The organism is Streptomyces sp. NPDC037242, from assembly GCF_055604165.1.
Window position 1 is genome coordinate 320,983 of record NZ_JBVJUY010000002.1, and the last position, 18,786, is coordinate 339,768.

An 18,786-nucleotide genomic window follows, 5' to 3' on the forward strand; every position below is an offset into this window, starting at 1 on the left:
ATTGACTCCACAGTCAACCGCGAGGAAGCCAAGACATGACCGTGCACTCCCAGGGGGCGGCGACCAGCGCTCCACAGGACGCACCACCGAAGTCCGCCGGACAGCCGCCGAAGGCGCCCGCCACGGAAGCCGGCACCGGCCGCACGTCTCCTCGCGGGGGCAGGAAGTCGCTCCCCTCGGGGTGGCTGCCCTACCTGCTGGTCGGGCCCGCAGTCCTGAGCCTGGCGACCCTCCTGCTGTACCCGCTGATCAAGAACGTGATCCTGTCCTTCCAGGACATCAACAAGATCGAGTTCATCCAGCGGAAGTACCCCTTCGCGGGGTTCGAGAACTACACCGAGCTGCTGGGCGATACGAAGTTCTGGACCGTCGTGGTCCGGTCCTTCGCCTTCACCGCGGCCAACGTCGTACTGATCATGGTGCTCGGCAGCCTCATCGGCATCCTGCTGAACAAGCTCGGCAAGAAGATGCGCCTGGTCCTGTCGATGGCCCTGGTGATGGCCTGGGCCATGCCGATCGTCGCCTCCGTACAGGTCTTCAAGTGGCTGTTCGACGAGCAGTTCGGCGTCATGAACTGGGTGATGCGCTCCGCCGGCTTCTCCGGCTACGAGCAGCACAACTGGATGGAGACCGGCCTCTCCACCCTGGTGATCGTCACGATCCTGGTGGTCTGGGGCTCCATCCCCTTCGTCGCCCTCAACATGTACGCCGGCCTCACCACCGTCGGCGCCGAGCTGTACGAGGCCGCCCGGATGGACGGGGCCAACGGCTGGCAGACCTTCTGGAAGATCGTCTTCCCGAACCTCAAGCCGTTCTTCCTCATCACCACGTTCCTTGAGGTGATCTGGGTCTTCAAGGCCTTCACCCAGGTCTACGCGATGAACAAGGGCGGCCCGGACCGCGCCTCCGAGATCCTCCCGGTCTTCGCCTACGTCGAGGGCCAGAGCCAGGCCCACTACGGCCTCGCCGCCGCGATCTCCGTCCTGACGATCCTGATCCTCGTGATCGTCATGTCCTTCTACTTCCGCCTGATCCTGAAGCAGGAGGAGGAGCAGTGAGCACGACCACCGCCCCGAAGCCCGCGCCGGCCGCCGAGCCCGCACAGCAGCTCCGCAAGCGCCGCCCGGTCCGCCCCGGAGCCGTCTTCAAGAACCTCGGCGCGCTCCTGCTGGCCCTCGTCTTCGTCTTCCCGGTCTACTGGATGTTCGCGTCGGCCCTCAAGCCCGCCGACCAGATGCTCACCAAGGACCCGGTCTTCTTCTTCACCCCGACGCTGGACAACTTCACCAAGGCCACCGGCGTCGAGAACTTCTGGACGTACGTCACCAACAGCGTCCTGGTCACCGTCGGCGCCGTCGTGCTGGCCCTGCTCGTCGCCCTCGCCGCGAGCTTCGCCATCGCCCGGATGAAGTTCAAGGGCCGCAAGGGCCTGGTCCTCACCGTGATGATGGCCCAGATGGCGCCCTGGGAGGTCATGGTCATCGCGATGTACATGATCGCCCGCGACAGCGAGCTGCTGAACAGCCTCCCGCTGCTGACCGCGATCTACTTCGTGATGATCCTCCCCTTCACCATCTGGACCCTGCGCGGCTTCATCGCCGCGGTCCCGGTGACGCTGGAGGAGGCCGCCCAGATCGACGGCTGCACCCGCGGCCAGGCCTTCCGCAAGGTGATCTTCCCGCTGCTGGCCCCCGGCCTGATGTCCACCTCGCTCTTCGGCTTCATCACCGCCTGGAACGAGTTCGCGATGGTCCTGATCCTGAACAAGGACAAGACCGCGCAGACCCTGCCCCTGTGGCTGACCGAGTTCATGACCGCCTTCGGCAACGACTGGGGCGCCACCATGGCCGCCTCCTCGCTGTTCGCGGTCCCGGTCCTGCTCATCTTCGTCTTCCTCCAGCGCAAGGCCGTCGGCGGGATGACCGCCGGCGCCGTGAAGGGATAACGGCCCCCATGACTGTCCTTGCGCACCGCACAGACACCTTGACGAGGGACGCACTCGCCGTCCTCCAGCCCGGCTTCGAGGGCACCACCGCCCCCGCCTGGCTGCTGCGCCAGGTCGGCGAGGGCCTCACCGCCGTCGGCCTGTTCGGCCGCAACATCACCTCGCCCGAACAGCTCGCCGCGCTGACCGCGCAGCTGCGTACCGAGCGGGAGGACGTACTCGTCGCCATCGACGAGGAGGGCGGCGACGTCACGCGCCTGGAGGTACGGGGCGGCTCGTCCTTCCCCGGCAACCTGGCCCTCGGCGCCGTCGACGACACCGGCCTCACCCGGGCCGTCGCCCGCGAGCTGGGCCGCCGGCTCGCCGAGTGCGGGGTCAACCTCAACTGGGCCCCCTCCGCGGACGTCAACTCCAACCCGGACAACCCGGTCATCGGCGTACGGTCCTTCGGCGCCGACACCCACCTCGCCGCCCGGCACACCGCCGCGTACGTCGAAGGCCTCCAGGCCGCCGGCGTCGCCGCGTGCACCAAGCACTTCCCGGGCCACGGCGACACGAACGTCGACTCGCACCACGCGCTGCCGCGCATCGACGCGGACATCGACACCCTGGTCGCGCGGGAACTCGTACCGTTCAAGGCGGCCATCGAGGCCGGCACCAAGGCCGTCATGAGCGCGCACATCCTGGTGCCCGCCCTCGACCCGACCCGCCCGGCCACGCTCAGCCCGCAGATCCTGACCGGTCTGCTGCGCAAGGAGCTCGGATACGAGGGCCTCATCGTCACCGACGGCATGGAGATGAACGCCATCGCCGGGACGTACGGCATCGAGCGCGGCTCGGTCCTGGCCATCGCGGCCGGCGCCGATGCGATCTGCGTCGGCGGCGGTCTCGCCGACGAGGCGACCGTGCTGCGGCTGCGCGACGCGCTGGTCGCCGCGGTACGCGAGGGCTCGCTCCCGGAGGAGCGGCTCGCCGAGGCGGCCGCGCGGGTGCGGGCGCTGGCCGAGTGGACCCTGCGGACCCGGACGGACGCGCGGCCGGAGGGGAGCCGCGCGTCCGACATCGGCCTGGAGGCGGCCCGCCGCGCCGTGGTCGTACGGGGCAGCGCCCCGGCGGTGGCCGACCCGTACGTCGCCACGCTCGCACCCGTCGCGAACATCGCGGTGGGGGACGAGACCCCGTGGGGCGTGGCCGCCGAACTCGCGGTCCTGGTTCCCGGCACCGCGGCGGGCGTGTACCCGGAAGGCGCCTCGGCGGCGGAGATCCTGGCCGCGGCGGGGGACCGGACCGTGGTCGCGGTGGTGCGCGACGCGCACCGGCACCCGTGGATGACGCGGGCCCTGGACGAGCTGGTCGCCGCGCGCCCGGACACGGTGGTCGTGGAGATGGGCCTGCCCCGGGCGGAGCCCCGCGGCGCGCTCTACGTCGCGACGCACGGCGCGTCCCGCGTCTGCGGCCGCGCGGCGGCGGAGGTCATCGCGGGCCGGTAGCCGCGCGCCGGTAGCCGCGCGCGGGCCGCCGGCCCCGCGCGGCGGCTGCCGCACATGACGAAGGGCCGGGCTCCTCGGGGGGAGCCCGGCCCTTCGTCGTCGCAGCGCTTAGAGACCCTGCCAGGCCGGCTTGTTGGCCAGGGTGTGGCGGAAGTAGTCCGCCAGCTTGAGCTTGGACGCGGCGGCCTCGTCCACCACGACCGTGGCGTGCCGGTGCAGCTGGAGCGCGGAGGCCGGGACCAGGGCCGACAGCGGGCCCTCGACGGTCTGCGCGACGGCCTCGGCCTTGCCCTCGCCCGTGGCCAGCAGGACCAGGTGGCGGGCGTCGAGGATGGTGCCGATGCCCTGGGTGATGACGTGGTGCGGCACCTGGTCTATGTCGTTGTCGAAGAAGCGCGCGTTGTCCACGCGGGTCTGCTCCGTCAGCGTCTTGATGCGGGTGCGGGAGGCGAGCGAGGAGCACGGCTCGTTGAAGCCGATGTGCCCGTCCGTACCGATGCCCAGCAGCTGGAGGTCGACGCCTCCGGCCTCGGCGAGGGCGCGGTCGTACGCGTCGCACGCGCCGACGATGTCCTCGGCGGAGCCGTCGGGGCCCATGAAGGAGGCCTCGGACAGGCCCAGCGGCTCCACGACCTCGCGCAGCACGACGGCGCGGTACGACTCGGGGTGTCCGGCCGGCAGGCCGACGTACTCGTCGAGCTGGCAGATCCGGGCCTTGGAGGCGTCGACCTGACCGGCCTTGACCTTGGCGGCGAGGGCCTCGTAGATGGGCAGCGGGGTCGAGCCGGTCGCCACGCCGAGCAGGGCGTCGGGCTTGCGGCGGACCAAGGCGGCCATGGCCTCCGCGATGAGCTCGCCGCCTGCCTTGGCGTCCGGGACGATGACAACTTCCACGCGGGGCCTGCCGATCTGGAGAGGTTATGTGGTATAGACCAATCTAGCAGAGCCCGGGCGCCCGCGCCGGGACTTCACCAAGTCCATCGTGATCCCCGCCGCGCGGCCCTGCTACAGCAGCGCGAGCTGGAGCCCGCCCGTCGCGTCCAGGTGCTGGCCCGTGACCCAGCGGGAGTCCGGCGAGGCCAGGAAGGCCACCACGTCGGCGACCTCCTCGGTGGTGCCCACCCGGTGGAAGACGGAGCGGGCGGCGACGTGGGCCCGGGCCGCCGGGTCCGCGAGCAGGGCCGCGTTCAGATCGGTCTCGGTGATGCCCGGGCCCACCGAGTTCACCGTGATCCCGCGCGGCGCGAGCTCCGCGGCCAGCGACCGGGTCAGGGCGTTGACCGCGCCCTTCGCCATGACCGTGGCGAGGATCGCCGGCAGGGCGATGTCCGGGGTGCCGGTCACGTTCACGATCCGGCCCCCGTCGCGCAGCCGCGCCAGCCCGTGCTTGATCACGAAGAACGGCGCCCTGGCGTTGAGCGCGTGCGTCCGGTCGTACGCCTCCTCGTCCGTCCCCTCGATCCCCGCGAAGACCGCGCCGCCGGCGTTGTTCACCAGGACGTCGACCTCCTCGGTGGCCAGCGGATGGGCCGCGTACGCCGCCCACAGGGCCTCGGCGTCCCCGGCCACCCCGAGCTCCGCCCCGATGGCGAAGGCCCTGCCCCCGGCCGCCTCGATCGCCGCCACGACGTCCTTGGCCGCCGCCTCGTTGGACCCGTAGTGCACGGCGACCAGCGCCCCGTCCCGCGCCAGCCGCAGCGAGATCGCCCGGCCGATGCCCCGGCTGCCGCCCGTGACCAGTGCCGTCTTCCCCTTGAGCACGCCCATGACGCGCCCCCCTTCAACATTCGATAGTGGTCGCTACAGAAAGGACCGTATCTCAGATTCCGTAATGCGCGCTATAGAATGTGGGGATGGTGACCGGACAGCGCGGCAGGCCCCGCTCCTTCGACCGCGACGAGGCCCTCGACAAGGCGATGTTCGCCTTCTGGGAGCGCGGCTACGAGGCGACGTCGATCGCCGACCTGACCGCCACGCTCGGCATCAGCGCCCCCAGCCTGTACGCGGCCTTCGGGGACAAGCGCAAGCTCTTCGGCGAGGTCGTGGTGGTCTACGGCGGCCGGTACGGGGACTTCGCGGCCGTGGCGCTCACCGAGGAGCCGACCGCCCGCGCGGCCATGGAGCGGATCCTGCGCGAGGCCGCCGAGGTGTACACCGACCCGGCCCACCCGCCCGGCTGCATGGTGCTCTGCGCGGCCGTCAACACCACCTCGGAAGAGGTCGCCGAGGCCCTGCGCGAGCGGCGCGAGGCCAACCTGGTGATGTTCGAGAGCCGGATCCGCGCCGACATGGCCGCCGGCACGCTGCCCGCGGACACGGACGCGCGGGCGCTGGCCCGCTATTCGGGGGCCGTGCTTCAGGGGATGTCCCAGCAGTCGCGCGACGGCGCGGGCCGGGAGGAGCTGGAGGCGGTGGCCGCACTCGCGATGCAGGCCTGGCCGGCCGAGGCGGATTGCGCGGCGCTGGATTCCGCGGCGCCGGATTCCTCTGGGCCACGGTGCCTGACGGGACCCTCAGCCCGCCCGGCACCGTAGCCCGGAGTACTTACGGCCGGCGGGTGTGCGGTTCCCAGCGGCCGGTGAGAGGAGCCTGCGCGGTCAGGGCAGAGCGCGCCGCTTACCTCGATCCGTCCTCCTGTGCGGGGAGGGCGGAAGCTTGAGCCAATTGTGGACTAGACCAATCTGTTCTGTCCATCCAATGACAGGGCCATCGGACCCGTCACTTCCTCCAACAGTACGCGGAGTACGGGGCTCCTGGATACTCCTGAGTAGTCCAGGTGCGGAAAGTCATCCGCCGTACCCGGGGTACGCTCGCAACGTGCCCTCCATGAACGACCTCGTACGCCAGCACACCGCTCTCAGTGAAACCGACCTGGAGTGGCTCCACCTGCTGGTCTCGGAGTGGCAGCTGCTCTCCGACCTGTCCTTCGCCGACCTCGTGCTGTGGGTCCCCACCCTCGACGGCAGCCGGTACGTATCGGTCGCGCAGATGCGCCCGAACACCGGCCCCACCTCGTACCAGGACGACATGGTCGGCCACCTGGTTCCGCGCGGCCGCCGCCCGCTGCTCGACGCCGCTCTCGACGAGGGCCGCATCGTGCGCGAGGGGGACCCGGAGTGGCGCGAGGAGGTGCCCGTCCGCGTCGAGTCGATCCCCGTCCGTCGCGAGGGCCGGGTGCTGGGCGTCATCGCACGCAACACCAACCTGCTCACTGTGCGTACACCGAGCCGGCTGGAGCTGACCTACCTCCAGTCCGCCTCCGACCTGGCGCAGATGATCGCGGCGGGCTCCTTCCCGTTCCCCGGGCAGCAGGTCGACATGGACGCCTCCCCGCGCGTCGGCGACGGGCTGATACGGCTCGACGCGGACGGCGTGGTGACCTACGCGTCCCCGAACGCGCTCTCCGCGTACCACCGGCTCGGCCTCGCCTCCGACCTGGTCGGCCAGCACCTGGGCGACACCACGGCCGAACTCGCGCCCTCCCGGGGGCCGGTGGACGAGGCGCTCGTGAAACTCGCCAGCGGCTGGGCCCCGCGCGAGACCGAGGTCGAGGGCAACGGCGGGGTCATCCAGCTGCGCGCCATCCCGCTCAAGCCCAAGGGCACCCGGATCGGCTCCCTCGTCCTGTGCCGCGACGTCACGGAACTGCGCCGTCGCGAACGTGAATTGATCACCAAGGACGCGACCATCCGGGAGATCCACCACCGGGTGAAGAACAATCTGCAGACCGTGGCCGCGCTGCTGCGGCTCCAGGCCCGCCGGATGGATTCGGAGAACGGCCGCGAGGCCCTCAACGAGGCGGTCCGCCGCGTCGGTTCGATCGCGATCGTGCATGAGACGCTGTCTCAGAACCTGGACGAGCGGGTCGAGTTCGACGAGATCGCCGACCGTGTGATCGCGATGGTCGCGGAGATCTCCCCGGGCAACGTGGCCTGCCGGCGCACCGGCCGCTTCGGGATCCTGGACGCCGAGGTCGCCACGCCGCTGTCGATGGTGCTGACCGAGATCCTGCAGAACGCGCTGGAGCACGCATTCGTCCAGGGGGAGGGCGGCACCGTCGAGGTGTGCGCCGCCCGTTCCGGAATCGGCCGCGACGACGCCCGGCTGCTGATCACGGTGCTCGACGACGGCTGTGGTCTGCCCGAAGGCTTCGACGCCCAGCGGGCCGGGAACCTCGGGCTGCAGATCGTACGGACCCTCGTCGAGGGCGAGCTCGGCGGCACTTTCGACATGGTCCCGGCCGAGCCGCGCGGCACCAAGGTCGTCCTCGACATACCGGCCAGCCCGCAGAAGTGAGCAGGCGCTCCGTCACCCAGCGTGACGGAGCGCGGCCCGGACAGCACTGAGCCCCGGACCGAATGGTGATCGGTCCGGGGCTCAAGAGCACGTTGCTGAGCGCTGATACGGGGTACTACGCGCTGCGGCTCGAGGCTCGAAAGTCGATATCAGGCGCTGGCGTTGCGCGCCCGGTTGCGAGCGGCGCGGCGCTTCATCGCGCGGCGCTCGTCCTCGCTGAGACCGCCCCAGACGCCGGAGTCCTGACCGGACTCGAGCGCCCACTGCAGGCACTGCTCCATGACGGGGCAGCGGCGGCAGACGGCCTTGGCTTCCTCGATCTGCAGCAGCGCAGGACCGGTGTTGCCGATGGGGAAGAAGAGTTCCGGGTCTTCCTCGCGGCAAACGGCGTTGTGACGCCAGTCCATGGCTGCTCCATCTCCTTGTATTGCGGGCAGGTTGCTTGTGAATGTGAACGCTTTCACGAATCCCTTCGCGAGGGAAGGGTGACCGCCCAGTTTCCCGGGTGAGTCGGAGATTCGTGGAGGGGTTCTGGCGGTCTGTGTGGGTGCCGGGTTCTGCGGGCTGTCCCGATCGCCATGTAGAGATTCGCAAACCTCGGACGGGGATACAACCCCTTCCGGAAAGTTTTTTTTGATTCGTCGGTGTCTACTAGGTCACAGCCCTACATCGTGAGGGTGGACCGGCGTGTAAACGTTCGAGTGAAAGGACTTTGGGCCCTTCCACTCACACAATCACACGCAGTGCACGGCGTACGCCTGTGAACCGAACGCTGGTGCGCAGACCGAGGTGGTCACCGTCCATCTGGAAGGGAAGCGGGACCTTCGAATGCAAGGTGAAGTCGGTCAGATCGTGGAGAGACACCGCGTGCTTGCCGTGCGGACCGCGCTCAGGAGTCGAGGTCAGGAGCTGTGTCGCGTACCGAGCGACCGCCGGAGTTGACAAACGATTGAGTGCCAATACGTCAAGCGCTGTATCGAACGACGCCTCCGGGGAGGCGTAAAGCGGACGATTGCCCAGATATGTCCAGGGCGAGGTGTTGCAGACTATCGAGAGGACCAGATCCGTCACCGGATCCGCGCCGGGCCGCTCCAGCGTGACTGTGCCGTGCCTGCGGTTGGGCTCCTCCAGGAACTGGCGCACCAGCTGTCGTACGTACAGGGCATGCGTCGAACGCTTGCCGCGCTCCCGCTGCTGCTCGACCCGGCCCACCACGCCCGCGTCGAAGCCGAAGCCCGCGCAGAAGGTGAACCAGCGGGCCGGGACCGATTCGTCCTCCGTGCCCGGGCTGCCGGCGGCGAGGCCCAGGCCCACCGTCCGCTCGCGCTGCTCGCGCAGCGCGTCCAGCAGGGCGCCGGTCGCCTCGACCGCGTCGTTGGGCAGGCCGAGCGCACGGGCGAAGACATTGGTGGAGCCGCCGGGGACCACCGCGAGGCCCGGCAGCCGCTCGGGATCGGGTCCGTTGTGCAGCAGTCCGTTGACCACTTCGTTGACGGTGCCGTCGCCGCCGAGCGCCACCACGAGGTCGATGCCGGTCTCGGCCGCCCTGCGCCCCAGATCCCTGGCGTGCCCGCGGTACTCGGTCGTCACCGCCTCCAGCTTCATCTCGCTGGCCAAGGCGTGGGTGAGGACATCGCGCGTACGCGCACTGGTGGTCGTCGCTGCTGGGTTGGCCACGAGAAGTGCACGCATGAACGCCAGCCTACCCACCCCTCCATACGGCGCCCATACTGCCCGTCCCCTCCGGGGGTGCGCGGGGCGCGGCTACCCTGCTGGGGTGAGTACGAAGCCCACCCCCAGCCCTGCCGCCGCCGATGCCCGGCCGACCGCCCCGCTGCCCCGCCGGCTGACCGCGGCGGCCGCGCTCACCGCGCTGGAGGGGCTGGCGCTGGCCGGCCTCGGCATCTACATGCTGTTCGTCGGCATCGCCGGCGACCCCGACTCCCCGCAGCAGGCCGAGACGGGCGGGGTCACCCTGCTCGTCCTCGCCGCACTGCCGCTGATCGCGGCGCGCGGGCTGCGGCTGGGCCGCCGCTGGAGCCGCGGCCCGGCGCTCATCACGCAGCTGATGTCGCTGCCGGTGGCGTGGACGCTGTGGACCGGGGGCGGCGCCGTGATGGTCGCCGCCGCCGTGGCCCTGGCGGTGGCCGCGGTGGCCGTCGTAGGACTGCTGGTGAACCCGACGGCGACCGAGGCCCTTGGGATCGGGCCCGCGGAGCAGGCCCGCTGACCCGTACGACCCATCACTCCTCGACGAGGAGCTTCTCGCGGAGCTGGGCCAGGGTGCGGGCCAGCAGCCGGGAGACGTGCATCTGGGAGATGCCGACCTCCTGGGCGATCTGCGACTGCGTCATGTTGCCGAAGAAGCGAAGGAGCAGGATCCGCTTCTCCCGCGGGGGCAGGCCCTCCAGCAGCGGCTTGAGGGACTCGCGGTACTCGACGCCCTCCAGGGCCTCGTCCTCCGCGCCCAGGGTGTCCGCGACCGCCGGCGACTCGTCGTCGGTGTCCGGGACGTCCAGCGAGAGCGTGCTGTAGGCATTGGCCGATTCCAGCCCCTCCAGCACCTCCTCCTCGGAGATCCCCAGCCGCTCCGCCAGCTCGTGCACCGTGGGGGAGCGGCCGTGCTGCTGGGACAGCTCGGCCGTCGCCGTGGTCAGGGAGAGCCGCAGCTCCTGGAGGCGCCGCGGGACGCGTACCGCCCAGCCCTTGTCGCGGAAGTGGCGCTTGATCTCGCCGACCACCGTGGGCGTGGCGTAGGTGGAGAACTCGACCCCGCGGTCCGGGTCGAAGCGGTCCACCGACTTGATCAGACCGATCGTGGCGACCTGGGTCAGGTCGTCCAGCGGCTCGCCGCGGTTGCGGAACCGCCGTGCCAGGTGCTCGACCAGCGGCAGGTGCATCCGTACGAGCCGGTTGCGCAGCTCGGCCTTCTCCACCGAACCGTCGGGCAGCGCCCGCAGCTCGATGAACAGGGCCCGCGCGCCGCTGCGGTCGCGCGGATCCGGCAGTGCCGGGGTCGCCTGGAAGGCGGGCACGGCCGGTCCGGCCGGTGTCTCCGGGAGGCCCGGGACGGCCAGTGCCTCCGGGGCCGTGGCAGCGGCCACCGGTGGCCGTGCCGGCTGTGGTGGCTGTGGTTCTTCGTGCTGGTTCTCGCTCACAGGGCCCGCCCGTCGCTCCGCCGAGTCCAAAAAGCCGTCTTCCGCATCCGCGTCAGCCGGGTGCGGTCGGGCGTGCTGCTGTTCCGGGATGCCGCCGTCGACCTCGTGCCGTACCCGGGGCCGATCCCCGCCCCGCACCGGGATCTCCCCGCCGCTCACGCCGGGCCTGGTCCCGCGCCGCGTTGTTTGTAGAGGCTGATGCTCACCGTCTTGTTCTCCTCGACCGTGGCCTCGACCTTGCCGGCCAGGGCCGACAGCACCGTCCAGGCGAACGTGTCGCGCTCCGGCGCACGCCCGTCAGTCGTCGGCGCCGAGACGGTCACCTCCAGCGAGTCGTCGACCAGCCGGAAGACGCAGCTGAGGACGGAGCCGGGCACGGCCTGCTGGAGCAGGATCGCGCAGGCCTCGTCCACCGCGATGCGGAGGTCCTCGATCTCGTCGAGGGTGAAGTCCAAACGTGCCGCGAGGCCGGCCGTGGCCGTCCGCAGCACCGACAGGTAGGCACCCTCAGCGGGCAGCCGGACTTCTACGAAGTCCTGGGTCCCGGGCTCGCCTGCGATCTGGGACACCCTCACCTCCAAGGTGGTACGAGCTCTGTTCGCCGGTGACGCTATCGCGATCCGGGCGATCGTGTCGCGGCACCCCTCGTGGCACCCGCTCCGGAGCACCCCGGGCCGACCGTGCCTCTGCCCGGTGACTGATGGTAAGCCCTCGGGTACGCACAGTGGCTAGGGGTCTGCGGGCCCAAATCAGGGGAACCGGCGGAGGGTTGACCTACCCCGCCTCAGACGATCGAACCGTCGACAAAACACCATCGCCAGGTCTCGCCCGGTTCGTAGCTCCGCATGACCGGATGGCCCGTCGACTGGTGGTGCGCCGTGGCGTGACGGTACGGGGAGGAATCGCAGCAGGCAACGTGGCCACACCAGAGGCACATCCGCAACTGCACGGGATGGCTGCCCAGCTCCAGACATTCAGGGCACGTCTGGGCAAGAGGGATGGGTTCGGGGCGCGGCAGTTCGGGAACGTGGGTGCACTCGCTCATGATGGCCAGCGTACTGAGGTGCGGGCGCGCGAAGCCGGATCGACCGAGCGAGGATGATCTTCGATGGAGGTATTGCCCCTGGTGGCACTGGTCGCGGGATGCGCGGTCGTCGCGGGGTTGGCCCGCCGGACGCCGGTGCCCGCACCGCTGCTCCTGGTAGCCGCCGGTCTCGGGGCGTCGTACGTCCCGGGCGTCCCCTCGTACGCCCTCGACCCGCACATCGTGCTGCCGCTGCTGCTCCCGCCGCTGCTGCACACGGCCGCGGTCGACAGCTCGTACCTGGACCTGCGGGCGAACGCGCGGCCCATCGCGCTGCTGTCGGTGGGCTACGTGCTGTTCGCGACGCTCGCCGTCGGGTACGTCGCCTACCTGGTGGTGCCGGGGCTGTCGCTGCCGGTGGCGCTGGTGCTGGGCGCGGTGATCGCGCCGCCGGACGCGGTGGCGGCGACGGCCATCGCCCGGCAGCTGGGGCTGCCGCACCGGATCACGACCATCCTGCAGGGCGAGTCGCTGGTCAACGACGCCACCGCGATCACGGCCTACAAGGTGGCGCTGGCCGCGGCGGTCGGGGCGAGCTCCGGCTGGGCGGGCGGGATCACGGAGTTCCTGCTGGCGTCGGTGGGCGGCATCGGCATGGGCCTGGTGCTGATGGTGCCGATCCACCACCTGCGCAAGCGCCTGCGGGAACCGCTGCTGCAGAACACCCTGTCGCTGCTGATCCCGTTCGTGGCGTACGCGGCCGCCGAGCGGGTGCACGCCTCGGGCGTGCTGGCGGTGGTGGTGGTCGCGCTGTACCTCGGGCACCGCAACTGGCAGGTCGACTTCGCGACCCGGCTCCAGGAGGAGGCGGTGTGGAAGATGGTCGCCTTCCTGCTGGAGTCGGTGGTCTTCGCGCTGATCGGGCTCCAGCTGCCGGTGGTGCTGAAGGGGCTGGGGGAGTACGAGGGGCTGCACGCGGCCTGGTACGCCCTGGCGGTGTTCCTGATGGTGGTGGCGGCCCGGTTCGTGTGGGTGTTCCCCGCGACCTTCCTGCCGCGGGTGCTGTCGGAGCGGATCCGGGCGCGGGAGCCGGAGACGAACTGGAAGGCGCCGGTGATCGTGGGATGGGCCGGGATGCGCGGCGTGGTGTCGCTGGCGATCGCCTTCTCGGTGCCGATGGGCGTGCCGCACCGCAACCTGATCCTGTTCCTGACCTTCACGACCGTGATCGGCACGCTGGTGGTGCAGGGGCTGACCCTGCCGCCGCTGATCCGCCTGCTGCGGCTGCCGCCGCGGGACCTGCACGCCGAGACCCTGGCGGAGGCGCAGGCCCAGAGCGAGGCCTCGCGGGCCGCGGAGGAGCGGCTGGACGAGCTGCTCACGGCGCCGGCGAACAGCCTGCCCGGGCCGCTGGCGGACCGGCTGAGGACGGTGCTGGAGCGGCGGCGCAACGCGGTGTGGGAGCGGCTGGGCGAGGTCAACGCCGAGACGGGGGAGTCGGCGGACGACGTCTACCGGCGGCTGTCGCGGGAGATGATCGAGGCGGAGCGGGAGGTGTTCGTCTCCCTGCGCGACCGGCGCCGGATCGACGACGAGATGATGCGCGCCCTGCTGCGGCGCCTGGACCTGGAGGAGGCGGCGGCCTACCGCGAGGAGTCCGCCTGACGCCTGCGGCGCTGCTCCGGGTGAACGGCCCGGCCCGCCGGGGGTCGAGGCGTGGGGTCCGGGGGGCCGCCCCGGCCCCCGCCCCGGACCCCGCAGCGCCGGCTACGGCCGGCCCGTGACGACCGCCGTGACGGTGGAGCCGCGGGCGAATGTGCCGGACTCCGCGAGAGCGGTCACCGCCCAGAGGAGCTTCGCCACGTAGATCCGCTCGACCGGCAGGCCGTGGCGGGCCTCGAAGTCGGCGGCGAAGTCGTCCAGCTCGGCCGGGACGCGCGCGTATCCGCCGTGGGCGAAGCCCTCGGCCAGGGTCCAGTCGCCCGCCGGGCCGCCGAAGGCCGCCGCCTGGAGGGAACGTATCTCCGCCCCCAGGAAGCCGCCCGCGAGCACCGGTACGCCCAGGGCCCGCTGGCCGGGGGCGAGTCCGGCCGCCAGACCCGCCAGCGTGCCGCCCGTACCGCAGGCGACGGCCACCACGTCGCCCATGCCCCGCAGCTCGCGCCCCAGTTCCCGGCAGCCGTGGAGCGCGAGGGCGTTGCTGCCGCCCTCGGGGATCACGTACGCGTCGACCGCGCCGGCCTCGGCCAGCAGCCGGGCCAGGACCTCCGGGTCGGCCTTGCGGCGGTAGTCCCGCCGGGAGGTGAAGTGCAGCCGCATGCCGTCCGCCGCGCACCGGGCGAGGGACTCGTTCAGCGGGCGCCCCGCCAGCTCCTCGCCCCGTACCACCCCGACCGTCGGCAGGCCGAGCAGCCGGCCCGCCGCGGCCGTGGCGCGCAGGTGGTTCGAGTACGCCCCGCCGAAGGTCACCAGCGCCGGGCGCCCGGCGGCGACGGCGGCCCGCAGGTTCGGCGCGAGCTTGCGCCACTTGTTGCCCGGCAGCTCCGGATGCACGAGGTCGTCCCGCTTGAGCAGCAGCCGTACGCCGTGTGCGGCGAAGCGGGGGTCCGCCACCTCGATCAGCGGGGACGCCGGGCGGGGGAGCAGTACGTCGTTCATCCGGCCATTGTCCGCCGCGGGGCTACTTCAGGCGGTCGTGGACCCGGGCGCGGAAGGACTCCATCGTGAAGCCCTTGGGGTCGATCTTGCCCGGCTTCCACTCCAGGTGGCCGATCACCGAGCGCGAGGTCCAGCCGTGGACCCGGCAGACCGCGGCCGCCGCCCGGACCATCGCGTCGAGCTGGACCGCCGGCCACGGGTCCTCGCCGTCGCCGAGGTTCTCGCACTCGAAGCCGTAGAAGTGGCGGTTGCCGTCGGTGTTCGCGTGCAGGTCCGGCGGCAGCCGCTTCTCGGCGACCACGGCCGCGAGGACGTCGGAGTCGCCGGACCCCGCGTGGTTGGCGCGGCCGTAGCCGACCAGGTGGACGCGGCCGTCCTTGGTGATCACGCCGTGGCAGAGCGGACCGGGGAGGTCCTCGTCGCCCTCGCGGCAGAGCCCGACGGTGAAGGCGGTGCCGTTGCTGACGGTGTGGTGGATCATCACACCGTTGACCGGGCCCCACGGGCCCTTGTGGTTGCGGTTGTGGGTGCGCCAGGCGCCCACCTGGACAACGGTCAGGCCCTCGTCCCGCAGTGCGTCGATGAACCGGTCCGCGGACATGGGTGCGGCCATGGCCGCCTCCTTCGTTGCGGTGCGCGACGAACACCCTTCGTGTTCGTCTGGTCACGCACCGGTTTAGTGGAGGCGGCCCTTCCGAGGCTAGGGCGTTCGTACGGCGAGCGAGCCGATCCGGACAGGGGGCCGTTACGCCGAGGCCAGCCACAGGTCGGGGCCGAACACCTCGTAGTTGATGTCCGAGGCCGGCAGGCCCTTGGCGATCAGCTGCTCGCGCACGGACCGCATGAAGGGGAGCGGTCCGCAGAGGTACGCCTTGGTGCCCGGGGCGACGGTGACACCGGCCAGGTCGATCCGGCCCTCGCCGTCGCCGGGCCCGGCCGACCGCTCGTACCAGAACCGCGCCGAGGCGTCGGCGAGCTTGGAGGCCAGCGCCCGGTGGTCGTTGCCCAGGGCGTGGTCGGCGGGGGACCGGTCGGCGTGCAGGACGGTCACCGGCGCCGTGTGCCCGGTGTCGGCCAGGTGCTCCAGCATCGAGAGCATCGGGGTGCAGCCGATGCCCGCCGAGGCGAGCAGCACCGGCGCGCCGGAGTCCTGGAGCACGAGGTCGCCGTACGGGGCGGAGACGCGCAGGGTGTCGCCGGTGCGGATCTCGGCGTGCAGGTGGTTGGAGACCTCGCCGTCGGGGCCCGCTGCGGCCGGGCCGTGGACCCGCTTGACGGTGATCGCGCGGACCGGTGAGCCGGGCGCCGACGAGAGGCTGTACTGGCGGATCTGGCGGGCGCCGTCCGAGAGCTCGACCTGTACGGAGACGTACTGGCCCGGCTTGAAGCCGGGCGCGGGCGCGCCGTCGGCCGGGACGAGGTGGAAGGTGGTGCAGTCCGCGGTCTCCTCGACGCGGGCGGCGACCGTCCACGTCCGCCAGACGTCGCCGGCGAGCACCTGCTGCTCGGCGTACAGGCGCTCCTCGATGGTGGCGAGGGCGTTCGCCATCAGCCAGTAGACCTCGTCCCAGGCCTCGGCGACCTCGGGGGTGACGGCCTCGCCGAGGATCTCGGCGATCGCCTCGAAGAGGTGCTTGTGGACGACCGGGTACTGCGCGCGGGTGACGCCGAGGGAGGCGTGCTTGTGGGCGATGCGGTTCAGCATCACGTCCGGGCGGGTGTCCGGGTGGGCCACGAGGTGGGTCGCGAAGGCGGCTATGGAGCCGGCGAGGGCCTGCTTCTGGAGGCCGGCGTTCTGGTTGCCGCGGTTGAAGAGGTCGCGGATCAGCTCCGGGTGGGCCGTGAACAGCTTCGTGTAGAAGAGCTCCGTGATGTCGCCGATCGCCGCGCCGACGGCGGGCAGGGTTGCGCGTACGGTCTCGGTCGACTTCTCGGAAAGCATCGGGGCTCCTCGCGTAATTGGCATCTGAGATGCATGTTTTGTTGGTGAAAAAACGGCCCGACAGGGCTCCGCCGCGGTGCGGACTTCTGTTCGAACGGCCGGTTCGGGTTCAGCCTAGACGGGGCGCCGGCCGGTGCCTATCGGCCATCCGGCCCCCCGGTTCAGGGCCTTTCGGCCCCGCTCCGCGCGCCCGGCCCGCCGCCCGAAATGCCCAGCAGGAGCGGGCCGGTCGGCGCCGCGACCAGGTCGTTGACCGTCAGCGGGTCCAGCGCGGCGAAAAAGGCCTCCTGTGCCCGGCGCAGCGCGCCGCGCAGGACGCAGGCGCCGCGCAGCGGGCACGGGGTGGTGCCGTCGCAGTCCACGACGTCGCCCGCCCCCTCCAGGTCCCGCACCACCCCGCCCACCGAGGCGGCGCGCCCGGCGGAGGTCAGGGCGAGGCCGCCGCCGCGCCCGCGGCGCGCCTCGACCAGGCCGAGGTGTTGCAGCCTGGCGACCACTTTGGCGGTGTGGGTGTACGGGACCTGCATGGTCGCCGCCACGTCGCGCGTGGTCGGGAGGTCCGTCTCCGTGACGGCCAGGCGCATCAGGACGCGCAGTGCCAGGTCGGTGAATCGGGTCAGGCGCATGGGTCCACCGTAGAAAACTGGCATCCGCGATGCAAATTTAAGAGCCCCGGCTTCCGTCAGGTGGCTGGAACTCGCGGGGGTCGAGTGGCCGCCGGGGCGGGGGCGAGCTTCAAAGAGTGCCCACGCACGGTCGAAGTAGTCCCACCCTTTTGTGTAATGGTCCCACCACGTTGCGTACTGGAAGGCTTCCGTCCCGCAGACCCATGGAGTGATCGAGAGGGAAATACATGTCGGTCCAGGCAGGTTCCGAATCCGAGACCCAGGCACCGCAGCGCAGTCTCGGGACTTCGGCCGCGCGGAACTTGGCAACCACGACCAAGTCCGCGCCGCAGATGCAGGAGATCACCTCCCGGTGGCTCCTCAAGATGCTCCCGTGGGTCTCGGTCCAGGGCGGCACGTACCGCGTCAACCGCCGGCTGAGCTACTCGGTGGGCAACGGCATCGTCGAGTTCATCAAGACCGGAACCCAGATCCAGGTCATCCCCGCCGAACTCGGCGAGCTCCCGCTCCTGCGCGACTACGAGGACGAGGACGCCCTCGTCGAACTCGCCCAGCGCTGCCGGCAGGTCGACTTCGAGGCCGGCCAGGAGCTCACCTCCTTCGGCAGCGCCGCCGACCGGGTGTTCCTGCTCGCCCACGGCCGCATCGACCAGATCGGCCCCGGCCCCTACGGGGACGACGCCGTCCTCCAGACCGTCGCCGACGGTGCGTACTTCGGCGAGGACTCCCTCGTGGACGAGGAGGCGATCTGGGAGTACACCGCCCGCGCCGCCACCTCCGGCACCGCCCTCGTGCTCTCCCGGCAGGACTTCCAACTCCTCGCCGACCGGGTCGAGTCGCTGCGGGCCCACCTGGACCAGGTCCGCGCCATGCCCGCCCAGCGCACCAACAACTACGGCGAGGCCGCGATCGACCTCTCCGCCGGCCACGCGGGCGAGGCCGTCCTGCCCGGCACCTTCGTGGACTACGAGGCCCGGCCGCGCGAGTACGAACTCTCCATTGCACAAACGGTCCTGCGGGTCCACACGCGCGTCGCGGACCTTTACAACCAGCCGATGAACCAGACCGAGCAGCAGTTGCGGCTCACGGTCGAGGCGCTGCGCGAGCGCCAGGAGCACGAGATGCTCAACAACCACGACTTCGGGCTGCTCCACAACGCCGACTACGACCAGCGCATCCAGCCCCACGACGGCGCGCCCAGCCCCGACGACATGGACCAGCTGCTCAGCATGCGGCGCGGCTCCAAGCTCTTCCTGGCCCACCCCAAGGCCATCGCCGCCTTCGGGCGCGAGTGCAACAAGCGCGGCCTCTACCCGGAGACCGTCGACATCGGCGGCACCCGGGTCCCGGCCTGGCGCGGCGTGCCGATCTTCCCGAGCAACAAGATCCCGATCAGCGACGCCCGCACCACCTCGATCCTGTGCATGCGCACCGGCGAGGACGAGCAGGGCGTGATCGGCCTGCACCAGCCCGGCATCCCCGACGAGATCGAGCCGAGCCTGTCGGTCCGCTTCATGGGCATCAGCGAGCAGGCGATCATCTCGTACCTGGTCACCGCCTACTTCTCCACCGCCGTGCTGGTGCCGGACGCCCTGGGCGTACTGGAGAACGTCGAGATCGGCCGGTGGCGCTGAGCCGGCCGGCCGC

At 71.2% G+C, this 18,786-nt stretch carries 19 protein-coding genes; 8 read left to right on the plus strand and 11 right to left on the minus strand.

Features of this window, described 5'->3' with window-relative positions:
• Positions 1–35: 35 nt before the first annotated feature.
• From ACZ7GJ_RS04310 to ACZ7GJ_RS04320, 3 genes are read left to right on the plus strand one after another with little or no spacing between them, the layout of a single operon-like run.
• Positions 36–1,058 (plus strand): carbohydrate ABC transporter permease, encoded by a 1,023-nt coding sequence (locus ACZ7GJ_RS04310; protein ID WP_470749255.1) that lies wholly within the window; start codon positions 36–38, stop codon positions 1,056–1,058.
• A complete protein-coding gene (locus ACZ7GJ_RS04315) occupies positions 1,055–1,945 on the plus strand; it encodes a carbohydrate ABC transporter permease (RefSeq protein WP_470749256.1) in 891 nt (296 codons plus the stop codon). Before ACZ7GJ_RS04310 ends, ACZ7GJ_RS04315 begins: the two co-directional genes overlap by 4 nt.
• Before the next feature lie 8 nt (positions 1,946–1,953).
• Positions 1,954–3,435 carry a glycoside hydrolase family 3 protein gene (locus ACZ7GJ_RS04320; protein ID WP_470749258.1) on the plus strand — a complete coding sequence of 494 codons (1,482 nt, stop codon included), beginning with the start codon at positions 1,954–1,956 and terminating at the stop codon, positions 3,433–3,435.
• 108 nt (positions 3,436–3,543) lie between these two features.
• On the opposite strand, the gene nagB is transcribed toward ACZ7GJ_RS04320, so the two are convergent.
• Together nagB and ACZ7GJ_RS04330 are read right to left on the minus strand one after the other, a co-directional pair.
• Positions 3,544–4,329, minus strand: coding sequence for a glucosamine-6-phosphate deaminase (nagB, locus tag ACZ7GJ_RS04325; RefSeq protein WP_365918560.1), 786 nt, complete (start codon positions 4,327–4,329; stop codon positions 3,544–3,546).
• Between the two features lie 111 nt (positions 4,330–4,440).
• On the minus strand, positions 4,441–5,202 hold the full coding sequence (locus ACZ7GJ_RS04330) for an SDR family oxidoreductase (protein WP_470749260.1): 762 nt from the start codon (positions 5,200–5,202) through the stop codon (positions 4,441–4,443).
• 86 nt (positions 5,203–5,288) lie between these two features.
• On the opposite strand from ACZ7GJ_RS04330, the gene ACZ7GJ_RS04335 reads away from it, so the two are divergent.
• Both ACZ7GJ_RS04335 and ACZ7GJ_RS04340 read left to right on the plus strand, forming a co-directional pair.
• Entirely contained in the window at positions 5,289–5,969 is a 681-nt protein-coding gene (locus tag ACZ7GJ_RS04335) for a TetR/AcrR family transcriptional regulator (RefSeq protein ID WP_470749262.1), read from the plus strand.
• A gap of 292 nt (positions 5,970–6,261) precedes the next feature.
• On the plus strand, positions 6,262–7,731 hold the full coding sequence (locus ACZ7GJ_RS04340) for a sensor histidine kinase (RefSeq protein WP_470749642.1): 1,470 nt from the start codon (positions 6,262–6,264) through the stop codon (positions 7,729–7,731).
• A gap of 149 nt (positions 7,732–7,880) precedes the next feature.
• Here the strand turns inward: ACZ7GJ_RS04340 and ACZ7GJ_RS04345 are convergent, their stop codons facing one another.
• Both ACZ7GJ_RS04345 and ACZ7GJ_RS04350 read right to left on the minus strand, forming a co-directional pair.
• Positions 7,881–8,138: a WhiB family transcriptional regulator gene (locus tag ACZ7GJ_RS04345; protein ID WP_003953983.1), complete on the minus strand. Its 258-nt coding sequence runs from the start codon at positions 8,136–8,138 to the stop codon at positions 7,881–7,883.
• Between the two features lie 319 nt (positions 8,139–8,457).
• On the minus strand, positions 8,458–9,423 hold the full coding sequence (locus tag ACZ7GJ_RS04350) for a diacylglycerol/lipid kinase family protein (protein ID WP_470749265.1): 966 nt from the start codon (positions 9,421–9,423) through the stop codon (positions 8,458–8,460).
• An 85-nt stretch (positions 9,424–9,508) separates the two neighbouring features.
• Between ACZ7GJ_RS04350 and ACZ7GJ_RS04355 the strand changes: the two genes are divergently transcribed.
• Positions 9,509–9,961: a hypothetical protein gene (locus ACZ7GJ_RS04355; RefSeq protein WP_470749267.1), complete on the plus strand. Its 453-nt coding sequence runs from the start codon at positions 9,509–9,511 to the stop codon at positions 9,959–9,961.
• Between the two features lie 13 nt (positions 9,962–9,974).
• Here ACZ7GJ_RS04355 and ACZ7GJ_RS04360 read toward each other — a convergent pair whose 3' ends face one another.
• The 3 genes from ACZ7GJ_RS04360 to ACZ7GJ_RS04370 form a co-directional block, all read right to left on the minus strand.
• Positions 9,975–11,048 (minus strand): RNA polymerase sigma factor SigF, encoded by a 1,074-nt coding sequence (locus tag ACZ7GJ_RS04360; RefSeq protein WP_470749269.1) that lies wholly within the window; start codon positions 11,046–11,048, stop codon positions 9,975–9,977.
• Entirely contained in the window at positions 11,045–11,458 is a 414-nt protein-coding gene (locus tag ACZ7GJ_RS04365) for an ATP-binding protein (RefSeq protein ID WP_470749272.1), read from the minus strand. The genes ACZ7GJ_RS04360 and ACZ7GJ_RS04365 overlap by 4 nt, the downstream gene beginning before the upstream one ends.
• Before the next feature lie 215 nt (positions 11,459–11,673).
• Entirely contained in the window at positions 11,674–11,934 is a 261-nt protein-coding gene (locus ACZ7GJ_RS04370) for a UBP-type zinc finger domain-containing protein (protein ID WP_365918548.1), read from the minus strand.
• A gap of 63 nt (positions 11,935–11,997) precedes the next feature.
• Between ACZ7GJ_RS04370 and ACZ7GJ_RS04375 the strand changes: the two genes are divergently transcribed.
• Entirely contained in the window at positions 11,998–13,578 is a 1,581-nt protein-coding gene (locus ACZ7GJ_RS04375) for a Na+/H+ antiporter (protein WP_470749275.1), read from the plus strand.
• Positions 13,579–13,680: 102 nt separating this feature from the next.
• Here ACZ7GJ_RS04375 and ACZ7GJ_RS04380 read toward each other — a convergent pair whose 3' ends face one another.
• From ACZ7GJ_RS04380 to ACZ7GJ_RS04395, 4 genes are all read right to left on the minus strand, one after another.
• The gene (locus tag ACZ7GJ_RS04380) at positions 13,681–14,571 is read right to left on the minus strand and encodes a 1-aminocyclopropane-1-carboxylate deaminase/D-cysteine desulfhydrase (RefSeq protein WP_470749277.1); all 891 of its coding nucleotides are present in this window, start codon (positions 14,569–14,571) and stop codon (positions 13,681–13,683) included.
• Positions 14,572–14,593: 22 nt separating this feature from the next.
• Positions 14,594–15,184: a peptidoglycan recognition protein family protein gene (locus ACZ7GJ_RS04385; RefSeq protein WP_470749279.1), complete on the minus strand. Its 591-nt coding sequence runs from the start codon at positions 15,182–15,184 to the stop codon at positions 14,594–14,596.
• A gap of 132 nt (positions 15,185–15,316) precedes the next feature.
• On the minus strand, positions 15,317–16,513 hold the full coding sequence (locus ACZ7GJ_RS04390) for a globin domain-containing protein (RefSeq protein WP_470749281.1): 1,197 nt from the start codon (positions 16,511–16,513) through the stop codon (positions 15,317–15,319).
• A 161-nt stretch (positions 16,514–16,674) separates the two neighbouring features.
• Entirely contained in the window at positions 16,675–17,139 is a 465-nt protein-coding gene (locus tag ACZ7GJ_RS04395; RefSeq protein ID WP_470749283.1) for an RrF2 family transcriptional regulator, read from the minus strand.
• A 227-nt stretch (positions 17,140–17,366) separates the two neighbouring features.
• Here ACZ7GJ_RS04395 and ACZ7GJ_RS04400 point away from each other — a divergent pair, with 227 nt between their 5' ends.
• Positions 17,367–18,773: a family 2B encapsulin nanocompartment shell protein gene (locus ACZ7GJ_RS04400; protein WP_470749285.1), complete on the plus strand. Its 1,407-nt coding sequence runs from the start codon at positions 17,367–17,369 to the stop codon at positions 18,771–18,773.
• The last annotated feature ends 13 nt before the right edge of the window (positions 18,774–18,786 follow it).

What these genes read in the sequence shown, in the direction of transcription:
- ACZ7GJ_RS04310 (WP_470749255.1), top strand. Translation starts at nt 36, where the DNA reads ATGACCGTGCACTCCCAGGGGGCGGCGACCAGCGCTCCACAGGACGCA.
- ACZ7GJ_RS04320 (WP_470749258.1), top strand. Translation starts at nt 1,954, where the DNA reads ATGACTGTCCTTGCGCACCGCACAGACACCTTGACGAGGGACGCACTC.
- ACZ7GJ_RS04330 (WP_470749260.1), bottom strand. Translation starts at nt 5,202, where the DNA reads ATGGGCGTGCTCAAGGGGAAGACGGCACTGGTCACGGGCGGCAGCCGG.
- ACZ7GJ_RS04335 (WP_470749262.1), top strand. Translation starts at nt 5,289, where the DNA reads ATGGTGACCGGACAGCGCGGCAGGCCCCGCTCCTTCGACCGCGACGAG.
- ACZ7GJ_RS04340 (WP_470749642.1), top strand. Translation starts at nt 6,262, where the DNA reads ATGAACGACCTCGTACGCCAGCACACCGCTCTCAGTGAAACCGACCTG.
- ACZ7GJ_RS04345 (WP_003953983.1), bottom strand. Translation starts at nt 8,138, where the DNA reads ATGGACTGGCGTCACAACGCCGTTTGCCGCGAGGAAGACCCGGAACTC.
- ACZ7GJ_RS04350 (WP_470749265.1), bottom strand. Translation starts at nt 9,423, where the DNA reads ATGCGTGCACTTCTCGTGGCCAACCCAGCAGCGACGACCACCAGTGCG.
- ACZ7GJ_RS04370 (WP_365918548.1), bottom strand. Translation starts at nt 11,934, where the DNA reads ATGAGCGAGTGCACCCACGTTCCCGAACTGCCGCGCCCCGAACCCATC.
- ACZ7GJ_RS04375 (WP_470749275.1), top strand. Translation starts at nt 11,998, where the DNA reads ATGGAGGTATTGCCCCTGGTGGCACTGGTCGCGGGATGCGCGGTCGTC.
- ACZ7GJ_RS04380 (WP_470749277.1), bottom strand. Translation starts at nt 14,571, where the DNA reads ATGAACGACGTACTGCTCCCCCGCCCGGCGTCCCCGCTGATCGAGGTG.
- ACZ7GJ_RS04385 (WP_470749279.1), bottom strand. Translation starts at nt 15,184, where the DNA reads ATGGCCGCACCCATGTCCGCGGACCGGTTCATCGACGCACTGCGGGAC.
- ACZ7GJ_RS04390 (WP_470749281.1), bottom strand. Translation starts at nt 16,513, where the DNA reads ATGCTTTCCGAGAAGTCGACCGAGACCGTACGCGCAACCCTGCCCGCC.
- ACZ7GJ_RS04395 (WP_470749283.1), bottom strand. Translation starts at nt 17,139, where the DNA reads ATGCGCCTGACCCGATTCACCGACCTGGCACTGCGCGTCCTGATGCGC.
- ACZ7GJ_RS04400 (WP_470749285.1), top strand. Translation starts at nt 17,367, where the DNA reads ATGTCGGTCCAGGCAGGTTCCGAATCCGAGACCCAGGCACCGCAGCGC.